The organism is Micromonospora sp. NPDC057141 (assembly GCF_042670805.1).
Lineage (GTDB): Bacteria > Actinomycetota > Actinomycetes > Mycobacteriales > Micromonosporaceae > Micromonospora.
Window position 1 is genome coordinate 31,500 of sequence record NZ_JBHUVA010000003.1, and the last position, 12,603, is coordinate 44,102.

A 12,603-nucleotide genomic window follows, 5' to 3' on the forward strand; every position below is an offset into this window, starting at 1 on the left:
TGCTGCCAGGTGGCAGCACCGGCCCTCGTGCGCCGGACCGGGCCGGGCTGTGCCAGGCGGTCAGGCGAAGCGCAGCGTGCCGGTGATCGCGTCGAAGACGTCGTGGAGCGCGTCGGCGAGCGGCAGGTTCGGGCTCATGCAGGTGACCACCAGGTACGACCCTGGCTGCGCCGGGACCGGGACGATCGTGTGCATCGCGACCATCACGGCGGACGTCGTCCCGGTCAGCTCGACGATCTCGGTGCCGGTGATCCTGGCGACGACCCCGACGCCGGGAATGCTCGTCGAGGTGACGGTGCGGTCACCGTGGCCGTCGACCCGCGCCGGGCGGGACACCTGCTGGGCGATGTCGGCCACCGACAGGTGCGTCCCGTCCGGGACGGTCACCCCGAACACCCCGACGAACGCCATGAGCAGCCCGCCGTCGTCGTCGCGGGCGATCATTCCGGCTGCGGAGGCGGCACCCCGTTGCCGGGCGGTGCGCAACAGGCGGCGGGCCTGGCGCAGCGCGTCGTCGACGGCACTGCGCTGCTCGGGAGTGGTCGCGGCCGCCCGCAGCTCGTTCTGCTGCCTGCTGAAGTCCTGCCCGGCCAGGTCGTAGTCGAGCCAGCCGTCCGGCACCTCGAAGGTGAACGATCCGGGGGCGTGCACGGTGGCGGTCACCTGCCGCCGCCCAGGCTGTTGCCACCCTGCTCGTCGACCGCCGTGAAGGCGTCGAGGATCATGTCGATCGCCTGCACGATGTCGTCGCACTCCTCACGCAGCTGCTTGCGGCCGGCGTCCCAGCGGTCCTCGAAGTTCTCCGCCGCGTCGCGGACCGGGCTGCCGACGACCCGGTTGAAGTCCGCGGAACTCCGCTTCACGTTGATGGTCTGAAGTACCCGGCGCATCGCGTCCGCCGCCTGCTGGAGATCCTCACCCGGGACCACGATGTCTGATCTGGCCATGGGCGCTTCACGAGCGGGCCCCCCAAACGGTTCATGGAATGTGAGCTGTGCCACTTTCATCAAACCGAATCGGTCGGTGGGTCGTGCAGACCGTACCTGTCGACTTCAACTGAATCCGGAGGTGTCATCGTGGCCCGGACCCCGGCCCGCGCACTGACCGCCCCTCTTGCTGCGGTGGTGCTCCTCGCGGCCGCCTGCGCGGGCAACGACTCCGCTGCCCCGGCCCCGGCACCCGTCCTCGCCGGCGGCGAGATCCAGCTGGTGGACGCGCCGGCCGCAAGCGCCGGCCTGACCGGTGACGGCCGTGCCGACGACGCAGCCCCGGCGGCCACCACGAAGCCCGCGGACACGGCGGATCCGGTGGACCTCGCGGCCACCACGGAGCCCCCGGCGCCCACCGCCGCGGCGGCGGACGCCCCGACACCGGTGAGGTGGGTCCAGCTCTCCACGAACAAGGCATCCATCGGCGAGACGGTGACCGACGTGACCGGGTTCACCCTGTACCGCTTCGCCGGTGACTCGGCCGAACCGCCGACCTCGAAGTGCGCCGGTGAGTGCGTCAAGGACTGGCCGCCGGTGCTGATCCAGGCCGGGGGCCGGGTCTTCGTCGACGGGATGAAGACCGACGACATCGGTGCGATCCGGCGGCCGGACGGCGGCGTGCAGGTCACCATCGGAGGCTGGCCGGCCTACCGTTTCGCCGGCGACACCGTGCCCGGTGACCTCAACGGTCAGGGCGTCGACAACGCCTGGTTCGCGTTCGCGCCCGACGGCAAGGCGATCGATTCGCTGATCGCCACGGCGGTCGTCAAGGCCGCGCCGCCGGATCGGACCAGGACGCTGACCGCCAGGAAGAGCAAGGACGGGCCGGTCGTCGTCGACGACGACGGCGCGACGGTCTACCGCTTCGGCGAGGACGACACCGACCCGCCGGCCAGCAACTGCACGGGCGCCTGCGCGGCCCTGTGGCAGCCGGTGGTCGCCAAGAACGGCGGCAAGGTGAAGCTCGATGGCATCGACGCGGACCGGGTCTGGTGGTTGAGCCGCAAGGACGGGACCAAACAGGTGACCCTGGACGGATCGCCGCTCTACCGTAACGTCGCGGACAAGAGCACCGACACGATCATCGCCAGCGCCGCCACTCAGGGCTGGACCCCGGCCCGATGATCCGGCGGATGCTGCTGCTGGTGGCCACGGCGTTCACCGTCGCCCTTGTCGCACCGGCCGCCGCCCAGGCGGCTGCGGACGACGTGGTCAAGGTCGTTGTGGTGCGCGCCCCCGAGAACAACGGCGGGCGTCCCGACTCCCTGCCGCAGATCGCCCAGCGCACCCTCGGCGACCCGGCTCGCGCCAGCGAGATCCTCGGCCTGAACCGCGGACGGCCGCAGAGCGACGGCGGGACGCTCACCGACTCCGGCGAGGTCCGCGCCGGGTGGATCCTGCTGCTGCCGGCCGACGCCAGCGGCCCGGACGTCCGGCTCGGCCGGGTCGGGTCGGCCCCGGACTCCGGCGGAACCTCGTTCTTCACCTGGAAGGTGGTGTCCGCGCTGGTCGGCGCGGTGGTCCTGGCGCTCCTCAGCCTCCTGGTGATCTTCCGGCGCCGGATCGTGCGCCGGGTGCGTGGCCGCTACCACGCATACCTCGAGAACGCCCGTTGGCACCGCCGGATCCAGGAGCGGATGCGGGTACGCGCCCAACTCTCCGCCGAGTTCGCCGCAGACCGGGCCCGGCCCTCGCTGGCCTGGCACGCCGCCGCCGAACTGACGGCCGACCAGGTCGAGGCGTACGCCCTGCGCGTCGGCGAGGGCGCGGTGACCGCCTGGGTGACCGCCGATCACGCGCCCCGCACACCGTGGCAGGCCGAGACGGACGGTATGTGGACGCGTCCCGTGGAGGCGTCGTCCGGCAACCGTCCTTCCCTGGGCGATGCGGTGGCACCGTGCCTGGTCCGGGTCGGCGGCGAGGACGGAACGCTCTTCGTGGACCTCACCTGGCTCGACGGGGTCCTCGCGATCGGCGGATCCGCCGGGGTCGCCATCGACGTCCTGGCGAATCTCCTCGCCGACCTGACGCGGTTCCGCCCGGATCTGCCGGTGCTGTCGGTGCCGGGACTCTGCGGTGAGGCACCGGGCCTGCCATCCACCGCGGTTCGCATGCGGTCGGTGACCGAGCTGCGGGTGACCGGTCGCGGCCCCGGCACGGACGACGGGATGGTGCGCCTGGCCGCCCACCGGCGCACCCTCACCGCCCTGGCGGTGCTCCCCGAGACGCCGTCGGCCGACGAGGCGGCGCACCTGCTCGCCGCGTGCGGGCCGGGCAGCGGGCAGGTCGCGATCGTGCTCGGTGATCTACCAGGTGCCCGCTGGCGCTGGAACGCGGAGGCAGACGGGAAGGTTCGCCTCCCGGAGATCGGTGTGACGGTGACGGCACCGTCCCGCTAGACCCAGGCTTCTCTTCTCGCCCGGCCCTCGTGGCACGCTCTCCCACCGGCCCCGGCCGGGCCGTTTCAGGAAGGTTCGCGATGTACACCGCAACTCCGCCGCAGGTGCGCCGCACCGGGCAGTCCAGAGCCGCCTACCTGACGCTCTGGATCTTCCTCCTGGTCAACCTGGTGATCGTCGAGGTGATGTTCGCCAATCCGAGCAGGCCGGCGCCCAACACCCTGACCTCGATCGGCCGGTTCCTCGGCCTGCACCTGGGCTTCGTGATGGCGCTTCAGCTGCTGCTGATCGGGCGCGTGCCGTTCCTGGAACGGCGGATCGGCATGGACAAGCTCACCAACTGGCACCGGTGGACCGGCTTCACGATCTTCTGGCTGGTGGTGCTGCACCCGACGTTCGTCCTGCTCGGCTACTCCCAGCTCGACCGGATCTCGTTCTTCGCCGAGATTCCGAACCTGGCCGAACAGATGCCCGTGCTGCTCGGCATGATCGCCGCAGGCCTGGTCTGCGTCATGGCGTTGACCTCGGTGCGGATGGCCCGCCGCCGGATGTCCTACGAGGCCTGGCATGCCACCCACCTGGTGGTGTACGTGATGATCGTGTTGTCGGTGATCCACCAGGTCTACGAGGGCAGCTCGTTCGCCTCCAGCACTCTCACCAAGGCGTACTGGTGGGCTCTGTGGGCCTTCGCGATCGGTTCGCTGCTCGTCAACCGGCTGTTCGTGCCGCTGGTGCGCAACGCCCGCCACCGGCTGCGGGTCGTCGCCGTCGTCCCGGAGACCGATCAGGCCGTCTCCGTGTACGTCGGTGGCGACCGGCTCGACAGGCTGCGCGCCCGGCCGGGGCAGTTCTTCTGGTGGCGGTTCCCCGGCCACAACTCCTGGTGGCAGGTCAACCCGTGGTCGCTCTCGGCGGCACCGGACGGCCGCACCCTGCGGCTGACCGCGAAGGCGATCGGTTCCACCAGTGCCGGGCTGCGGCAGCTGCCGGTGGGAACCCGCGTCTACATCGAGGGACCGTACGGTGCGCTCACCACCGCCGGCCGCACCCGGGAGAACGCGTTGCTGATCGCCGGAGGCATCGGTGTCACGCCGATCCGGGCGCTGCTGGAGGACCGGGACCTGACCGGTGACATCGTGGTCCTCTACCGGGCGCGGACGCCCGCCGACGCGGTGCTGATCGGCGAGCTGCGCAACCTGGTGCAGGCCCGGGGAGCCCGGTTGCACCTGCTGACCGGCCGTACCACCGACGGCAGCCAGCCGTTCAGCCCGGAGAGCCTGCGTGGCCTGGTGCCGGACATCGCCGAACGTGACGTCTATCTGTGCGGCCCGGCCGCGATGGCGGACACCGTGCAACGCAGCCTGCGTGCACTCCGGGTGCCGGCCCGTCAGCGGCACATCGAGGCGTTCCGCCTGGGGGCGTGAGTGGGGGCGAACGGCCAGCTCAACCGAGGCGTTCGAGGAGTTGCTCGCTGTGGCGGCTGATGCCGGCGAAGCCGTACCGATCGGTGGCCGCCCTCGCGTCGGTGGCGAGGGCGCGTGCCCGGTCGGGTTCGACCCCGGCGAGCAGTTCGGCATAGGCGAGTTGGGTGCGGGAGACGAACAGGGGGGCCCGGAGGCGACGGTTGACGGTGAGGGCCAGGTCGTAGGCGGCGGCCGCGTCGTCGAGACGACCGAGGGTCGCCAGCGCACGACCGAGCCCGTAGGCGATGGCACCCTCGGTGGTCGCGCCGGTGCTGGCGACCTGGCCCCGCCAACCGTCGAGGATCGACACGAGCCGGGACGCCGGCGCGGGGAGAGCGAGGAAGTGGCAGGCCTCGGCCCACAGCATCAGGGTCGTCGACCAGAACTGGGGTGCGCCGCCGGGCGAGACGTCGAGGGAGTCGGCGAGCGCTCGGGCGTCCGATTCGCGGCCGAGCTCGCACCACACGTGGGCGAGGCCGGCCCGGAAGACCTGCAGCGTGGGGTTCTCTTCGAGGACCTGTTCGAGGGTCTCGGCCACTTCGGCGACGCGGCCCTGGGCGCGGCGGATCTGGAAGACCTGGCCGGCGTAGCCGAAGAACGCCTCGGGCTGTCCGGTGGCGACGCCGAGTTCGAACGCGGCGTGGGCGGCGGCTTCGGCCCCGTCGAGATCGCCGTCCAGGAAGAGGTGTATCGACTGGGTCTGCGCGTTGGTCCAGCGGACGAAGGGTTCCGGGCTGCGCTTGGCGAACGCGTCCCGGACGTCCTTCTCCCGGTTCATCGTGTCGCGGTCGCCCCGTTCGAGTGCGATCTCGTGGTGGGACATCGAGAGCATGCCGCGAAGTCGCGCGTCACCGGTGCGCTCCGCGGCGGCGATGCCCTCGTGCAACAACTGCTCACGGCGGTCGAGCGCGTCCAGGGTGCGTAGCGCGCTTTCGGTGAGGCGCGCGACGTGCGCGACGACGCGGTCTTCGCCGGCCTCGCGGGCGAGCGCAAGCGCACCCGAGGCTGCCTCCTCGACCTGTTCCTCGGGCCCCGCGTGAATCTCGATGGCGAGCATCGCGTGCAGGAGCGCACCGTCGGCCGCGCGGGGCCGTGCCGCGATCGCGCGGCGCAGGATCTCGACCCGTTCGTCGTCGACAGTCCCGAACTGGCTGACGTCGCCGCGGTTGTTGGCGAGCGCGGCACGCACGAGGAGATCGTCGTGGTGCAGGTCGATGGCGAGACGGCCGGCGTCGAGGAGCGTTTCGCGGTGTGCGGGGTCACCGGCCTGGCGTTGGGCGGTCCCGAGGCCGACGAGGGTTTCACCGCGCTGCGTCGTGTCGCCGGTGGGGAGGAGTTCGAGGGTGCGGAGATACCAGCCGACCGCATCGTCGGGCGCGAGGCGGGTCAGCGCGTAGTCGCCCGCCCGCTGCGCGTACCAGGCGGCCTTGCTGCGGTTCTGGGGGCCGATGGCGTGGATCCAGTGGTGGGCGATCTCCCCGGCCCGCTCGCCCGCGTCGTCGCCGACGCGTCGCTCCAACGCCGCGGCGACCGCCTGGTGGCCGAACGCCCGCGCGGTGGGGCTCAGCTCCGCATACAGGGTGTGGGCGACGATGGCGTGCGTGAAGGCGAACCGTCCGACGGCGTCGGTGACGAGTGCGTTGTCCACCGCCGGCATGAGGCGCTCGAACGTGCGGGCGGGGTCTTCGCTGAGCAGCTCGGAGAGGAGATCGAGTTCGAAGTCCCGACCGATGACCGAGGCGGTGTCGAGTGCCCGACGAGTTTCGGGGCCGAGGCGTTGGACGCGGCGGCCCACGACCTCGCGCACGCTGACGGGCAGCCCCCGGTTGCGCAGGTAGGTCGGAGCCGCCCAGCGGCCGTCGTCCTGTTGGCTGATGGCCCCGGTCTCGGCGAGGTGGCGGAGGATCTCGGTGACGAAGAACGGGTTGCCTTCCGTCTCGGCCCGCAGCACGTCCCGTAGCGCGAGCCCGTCGTGGTCCATCTCGTGGCCCGCGACCGTCTCCAGGAGGCTGAGCACCTCGCTGCCGTCGAGACCACGCAGGGCCAACCGGGTGATGCCCGGTTCGCGATGGGTCGCGGCCAGCAACACGGCCAGCGGATGCGAGGTGTCGATATCGGTATCCCGGAACGTCGCGATCACCAACACCGGTGTCGTCAGGGCCCGCTCGACGAGGTGACGCAGGAGAGCGAGCGTCTGCACGTCCGCCCAGTGCAGATCGTCGAGGACGACGAGCGCGGGCTTGCCACGTACCGAGACGGCGCCGAGCACGTCGAGGACCGAGTTGTAGAGCGCGAACCGGGCGGAATCCGATTCCAGGTCCGCCGCGTACGCGCCACCCAACAACGGCGCGAGTGCCTCCTGATGGCCGGCGAGGACGTCGGGGGCGTCGCGGTCGAGACTTGTCAGCACTTCCCGCCAGGGCTGATACGGAACGGACAACTCCTCGTCGCAGCGCCCGTACAGCACCACCGCTTCGCGGTGCGCCGCCGCCGAGAACACCGAGCACAGCGTCGTCTTGCCGATCCCCGCTTCTCCGCTGACCAACACCACCCGCCGCTGTCCCGAGGCGATCACCTCCTTCCACCCGTCCGCGAGCACCGCGCGCTCGTGCTCCCGGCCGGCGAACCCCAGGCCCGACGACGCCGCCAGCCGAGCGGGCAGGGGAACGCCATGCCCTGACCCCGGCCGGCCCCCTGCCGCCGCCTGCACGACTGTCCCGACGAACTGGTAGCCGCGGCGATATGTCGTACGGATCAGCCGCTGTTCCTTGCCGGCGTCACCGATCGCCACGCGGATGGTCCGGAGCACGGTGGTGACCGCGGCCTCGCTGACGAAGCGGTCGCCCCACACCGAGTCGAGGAGTTCTTCCTTGGACACGACCCGGTCACGGTGCGAGATCAGGTGATGGAGGACGTCGAACGCCCGGGGCTCGAGCGGGATGCGTTGCCCGGCACGTCGAAGCTCGTAGAGGGAGGTGTCAAGCTCGTATCCGTCGAAATGATACGGAACTCCATCCACCCCACGGAGGCTACCAGTCGCGAGGTGCCGCGCCACCTGCCGTTGCCTGCCGCGGCTTCCTTCCGGGCGGGTCACCGGATGCTGCTGATGCGGAGCATCAGCAGGCCCGACACCACCGCGCTCAGGGCGCCGAAGACGAACAATGCGGGGTAGCCGCCACACCAGGTGATCACCGCACCGGCCACCGCACCGGCGAGCAGCTGGGGCAGGCCGGTGGCCACCTGAAGGATCCCCAGGTCGCGGCCCTCGCTGTCGGCGTCCGGCAGCACCAGGGACATGACCGCCAGGTCGATGGCGAAGTAGGTGCCGATCGAGGCACCCAGGCAGGCGGAGTAGACCAGCATCCCCGTCCAGGTGGGCATGGCGAGGGGGATCATCATCGACGCGGCGACGCCGAGGGCGCTCACCCCGACGAACAGCTTGCGACGGTCCACCTTGTCCGCGATCCAGCCCGCAAGACTGGCAACGACCACCCACACCACGACGCTCAGCGTGAGCAGGGTGCTCACCGCCGTCGCGACGTCGCCGTCGGGCACATTGCCGGTGCCGACGTAGTCCTGCAACGTGTAGAAGGTGTAGCCGCTGACCACGAAGTAGGACGCGAAGAGCATGAACCGGCTGAAGAAGGCCAGTCGGAAGTCCCGGGTGGCGAACGCGGCGAAGAACGACCGGAAAGACTGCCCCGGGCTCCTTCGATCACGCACAGCGACCGGCAGGCCGCGCGCCGAGCCCTCCCGGGCGCCGAGCAGCAGCAGCGCGGTGGTGACCAGCAGAACCGCGCCGATGACGGCGTAGGCGGTCAGTTGGCCCACCCGGCTGGCCACCTGGACGCCGAAGACGATGCCGACCGGGGTGCCCAGCCCGATGACCGCCGACGCCACGCCACGACGTCGCGGGGGAACGCGGTCGGGCAGGATCGCAGTGATCGCACCCGAGTAGAAGTTCGCCGCGAACCACAGCACCACGGTGGTCGCGATCAGCCCCGGCAGGCTCTCGGCCAGCCCCAGGAGGATGCAGGCGACGGCCGAGACCGTCGCCGCCGCGGCGATCCACGGTGTCCGACGCCCGTAGCGGGAGCGGGTGCGGTCGGAGATCGCGCCACCGGCGGGGATGGCGACCATCGACGCGACGGCCGCGAGCGTGGTGAGCAGGGCGAGGTTGCCGACCTTCGACGTCGGGTCCACGGCCTCCACCTGGGCCGGGAGGATGACGGCCGAGATGCCGTTGAACAGCGCGTACATGGCCGCCACCGCCGGGAAGAGCAGCACGAGCAGGCGGCCGACGCGCGGTCGCGGCACCGGTGCGCCGTCGGTGGTGACCAGCTGCTGAGGGGGGCGGACGTTGGTCATGAGGCCTCCGGGGCCGTGACGATCAGAGTGAGGGCTCAGCCAATCCGAGGGTGAATCGGGTGGCCGGTGCATTATGGGTGTGTCGCCGTGGCGCGCAACAGACCGGGGCATCGGACCAGGGAACCGCCCGTCAGCGGGCGTGGGGTGGCGCCCGGCGGCGGCGGGCAGGATGCTGCGGCTGGCCAGGCGCGCTCGGGACGGGTCCGGCTCGCCTCGCCGTGCCGCAGGGTTCTTGTCTTGAGATATGCCGATGTCAGGGTCATGGTGGCGAGCTGGTCTGCCCGGCGCGCGGCCGCGCAGGGACACGGCGAGAAGGACTCGGTCCCGCCCCGGTGACCCGCGACCGATGACCGAGACCTTCGTGTCAGACCCTTTCGGTCATGATCAGAAAGCGCGATGAAAGCGGAGTGGCTCTACCTGACCGGCCGTTGCCGTGGACCGGGTCGTCAGGTCGTGATGATCACGTGCAGGTTGCGGGGTCCGTGGACGCCCTCGACCCGGTCGAGTTCGATGTCGCTGGTGGCCGACGGCCCGCTGATCCAGGTCAGCGGGCGGTGCGGGTCGAGGCGGGTGAGGGCGTCCGGCACGGTGGCGACGACCTGGTCGGCCCGCAGCACGCACACGTGCACGTCGGGCAGCAGGGTGATGAGCCGGCGGCCCTGGTCCGGGGCCCCGTCGAGCACGATGGTGCCGGTCTCGGCGACGGCCACGGCCGCCGCGGTGACCGCGCCGTCGACCGCGGCGATTCGCCCGACGTCGAGGTCGTGGTCCACCACGGCGGCGACGCCGGGCGGCAGCCAGCGCGGGGGCAGGCCGGGCGGCACCACGACCTGCCGGCCGCCGAGCACCTCGTCGACGACCCGGGCGACGTCGGAGTCCGCGCACCGGTGCACGGTCGCCCGGTAGTCGGTGAGCCGGTCCGCGAGCACGTCCGGGTCGGCGGCCACGGCGCCGGCGGGCCGGTAGTCCCGGGGCACCTCGGCCGGTGCCGGCGCGGGTCCGCCCAGCGCGGCCCGCAGGCGGCCGAGGATGAGGTCCCGTGCGGTCATCGGTCGGCCCACCACTGGCGGAAGGTCCGCGGCGGTGGTTCCGGCAGGTCGCGGCTGGCCGTCCAGCCGGACAACGGCGGTGGCAGGCCCCGCCCGCGCGGGCCGGCGAGCCGGCTCAGCTTCGCGGCGCGCTGCGCTGCGGCGTACAGCGCGGGGTGGTCCATCGTGTACGCGGCGGCGGCCATCGCCGCCGCCTCGCCCTTCGGGTGCGGTGCCCGGCCGCGCAGGTGGACCAGGATGGACGGGATGTCGATCAGCACGGGGCAGGCGTCGTAGCAGGCCCCGCAGAGCGACGACGCGTACGGCAGGGAGGCGTTGTCCGCGACCCCGGTGAGCTGTGGGGAGAGCACCGCCCCGATCGGCCCCGGATAGACCGACCCGTAGGCGTGCCCGCCGGTGCGCTCGTAGACGGGGCAGACGTTGAGGCAGGCCGAGCAGCGGATGCAGTGCAGCGCCTCCCGGCCGACCGGGTCGGCGAGCACGGCGCTGCGGCCGTTGTCGAGCAGCACCAGGTGGAACGCCTGCGGGCCGTCGCCGGGGGCGACGCCGGTCCACATCGAGGTGTAGGGGTTCATCCGCTCCCCGGTCGACGCGCGGGGCAGCAGTTGGAGGAAGACCTCCAGGTCGCGCCAGGTGGGCACGACCTTCTCGATGCCCATGACGGTGATCAGGATCTCCGGCAGCGTCAGGCACATCCGCCCGTTGCCCTCGGACTCGACGACGGCGAGGGTGCCGGTCTCGGCGACGGCGAAGTTCGCCCCGGACACGGCGACCCGGGTGCTCAGGAACGTCTCCCGCAGGTACCGGCGCGCCGCGGCGGCCAGGGCCGCCGGCTCGTCGGTGAGCGCCGGGTCGACGCCCGGCATGGCCCGCAGGAAGATGCCCCGGATCTCGGCCCGGTTGCGGTGGATCGCCGGCACCAGGATGTGGCTCGGCCGGTCGTCGCCGAGCTGCACGATCAGCTCGGCGAGGTCGGTCTCGACCGGCTCGATCCCGGCCGCTTCCAGCGCCTCGTTCAGGCCGATCTCCTGGGTGGCCATCGACTTGACCTTCATCACCCGGTCGGCGCCGGCCGCCCGGACCAGGTCGGTGACGATCCGGTTGGCCTCGACCGCGTCTGCCGCCCAGTGCACCGTCCCGCCGGCCCGCCCGACCGCCGCCTCCAGCTGCTCCAGCAGTTCGGGGAGGCGGGCCATGGTGTCCGTCTTGATCGCCCGTCCGGCCGCCCGCAGGTGTGGCCAGTCCGGCACCTCGCCGATCACCGCGGCGGACTTGGCCCGGATCGTCGTGGTGGCGTGGCGCATGTTGCGGCGCAACTGCGCGTCACCCAACGCCCGGCGGGCCGCCGCGGGGAACGGCTCGTCCCCGCGCAGGTGTCCGACGCCGCGCGGCGCCGTCGTCGGCATGCCCAGGAAGGCCCGCGTCACGGTCGCACCCCCATCGTCTCCTGCCCACCGGCCTGCTCCGAGTCTTCCGTCTTACCGGCCTGCTCCGAGCCTTGGGTGCTGGCCAGGATCTCGGCCAGGTGCACCGTGCGCACCCCGGCTCTCAGCCGGGACAGGCCACCGCCGATGTGCATGAGGCACGACGAGTCTCCGGCCGTGCACACGTCGGCCCTGGTCGCCAGGATGTTGCCCATCTTGTCCGCCAGCATCGCCGTCGACGTGGCCGCGTTCTTCACCGCGAACGTGCCCCCGAACCCACAGCACTGCTCCGCCTGCGGCAACTCCACCAGGTCCAGCCCCCGCACCTTCCGCAGCAGCCGGAGCGGCCGGTCGCCCACCCGCAGTATCCGCAGCGAGTGGCAGGTCGGGTGGTACGTCACCCGGTGCGGGTAGTAGGCGCCCACCTCGGTCACGCCCAGCACGTCGACGAGGAACTCGGACAGCTCGTACGTGTGCCGGCCCACCTCGTCGGCCCGGCTGGCCAGCCGTTCGTCGCCGGCCCGGCGGGCCACCATCGCATGCTGGTGCCGCACCGACGCGACGCACGACCCGGAGGGCGCCACCACCACGTCGTACGGGGCGAAGACCCGCACGTGCCGGCGGACCAGTCGCAGCGCCTCGTCCGGATAGCCGGTGTTGACGTGCATCTGCCCGCAACACGTCTGGTCCTCCGGAAACACCACCTCATGGCCGAGCCGTTCCAGCAACCGCACCGTCGCCGCGGCCGCCTCGGGGAACAACGTGTCGGCGAGGCAGGTCACGAAGAGTCCGATCCGCATGTTCAACCGCCCATCCGGTCCTCGGCGGCTCGCCAGGTCGCCGTCGACGGCACCGGCGATGCGCGCCCGCACCAGGATGCTACCCAGCGCCGTGGCCTCGCCCGGCCCGGT

The 12,603-nt window shown here is 71.9% G+C and carries 10 protein-coding genes; 3 read left to right on the forward strand and 7 right to left on the reverse strand.

Annotation, left to right across the window (positions count from 1 at the left end; genetic code table 11):
- Positions 1 to 60 precede the first annotated feature (60 nt).
- Together ACFT41_RS03585 and ACFT41_RS03590 are read right to left on the reverse strand one after the other, a co-directional pair.
- The gene (locus tag ACFT41_RS03585) at positions 61 to 663 is read right to left on the reverse strand and encodes a hypothetical protein (protein ID WP_377585534.1); all 603 of its coding nucleotides are present in this window, start codon (positions 661 to 663) and stop codon (positions 61 to 63) included.
- Positions 660 to 947 (reverse strand): hypothetical protein, encoded by a 288-nt coding sequence (locus ACFT41_RS03590; protein ID WP_377585536.1) that lies wholly within the window; start codon positions 945 to 947, stop codon positions 660 to 662. Before ACFT41_RS03590 ends, ACFT41_RS03585 begins: the two co-directional genes overlap by 4 nt.
- A gap of 129 nt (positions 948 to 1,076) precedes the next feature.
- Here ACFT41_RS03590 and ACFT41_RS03595 point away from each other — a divergent pair, with 129 nt between their 5' ends.
- The 3 genes from ACFT41_RS03595 to ACFT41_RS03605 all read left to right on the forward strand — a co-directional run bounded on the left by ACFT41_RS03595 (position 1,077) and on the right by ACFT41_RS03605 (position 4,812).
- Positions 1,077 to 2,114, forward strand: a complete 1,038-nt coding sequence (locus ACFT41_RS03595) for a hypothetical protein (RefSeq protein ID WP_377585539.1) — start codon at positions 1,077 to 1,079, stop codon at positions 2,112 to 2,114.
- 8 nt (positions 2,115 to 2,122) lie between these two features.
- Complete coding sequence (locus ACFT41_RS03600; protein WP_377613730.1) at positions 2,123 to 3,388, forward strand: hypothetical protein; 1,266 nt, start codon at positions 2,123 to 2,125, stop codon at positions 3,386 to 3,388.
- A gap of 80 nt (positions 3,389 to 3,468) precedes the next feature.
- Positions 3,469 to 4,812, forward strand: coding sequence for a ferric reductase-like transmembrane domain-containing protein (locus ACFT41_RS03605; RefSeq protein WP_377585544.1), 1,344 nt, complete (start codon positions 3,469 to 3,471; stop codon positions 4,810 to 4,812).
- Between the two features lie 19 nt (positions 4,813 to 4,831).
- Here the strand turns inward: ACFT41_RS03605 and ACFT41_RS03610 are convergent, their stop codons facing one another.
- The 5 genes from ACFT41_RS03610 to ACFT41_RS03630 form a co-directional block, all read right to left on the reverse strand.
- Positions 4,832 to 8,032, reverse strand: a complete 3,201-nt coding sequence (locus ACFT41_RS03610) for an ATP-binding protein (protein WP_377585547.1) — start codon at positions 8,030 to 8,032, stop codon at positions 4,832 to 4,834.
- Positions 7,942 to 9,219 carry an MFS transporter gene (locus ACFT41_RS03615; RefSeq protein WP_377585550.1) on the reverse strand — a complete coding sequence of 426 codons (1,278 nt, stop codon included), beginning with the start codon at positions 9,217 to 9,219 and terminating at the stop codon, positions 7,942 to 7,944. The genes ACFT41_RS03610 and ACFT41_RS03615 overlap by 91 nt, the downstream gene beginning before the upstream one ends.
- A gap of 446 nt (positions 9,220 to 9,665) precedes the next feature.
- Positions 9,666 to 10,268 carry a lactate utilization protein C gene (locus ACFT41_RS03620; RefSeq protein ID WP_377585553.1) on the reverse strand — a complete coding sequence of 201 codons (603 nt, stop codon included), beginning with the start codon at positions 10,266 to 10,268 and terminating at the stop codon, positions 9,666 to 9,668.
- Complete coding sequence (locus ACFT41_RS03625) at positions 10,265 to 11,674, reverse strand: lactate utilization protein B (protein WP_377585687.1); 1,410 nt, start codon at positions 11,672 to 11,674, stop codon at positions 10,265 to 10,267. Before ACFT41_RS03625 ends, ACFT41_RS03620 begins: the two co-directional genes overlap by 4 nt.
- Before the next feature lie 17 nt (positions 11,675 to 11,691).
- Positions 11,692 to 12,492: a (Fe-S)-binding protein gene (locus tag ACFT41_RS03630; RefSeq protein WP_377585690.1), complete on the reverse strand. Its 801-nt coding sequence runs from the start codon at positions 12,490 to 12,492 to the stop codon at positions 11,692 to 11,694.
- Between the last annotated feature and the right edge of the window lie 111 nt (positions 12,493 to 12,603).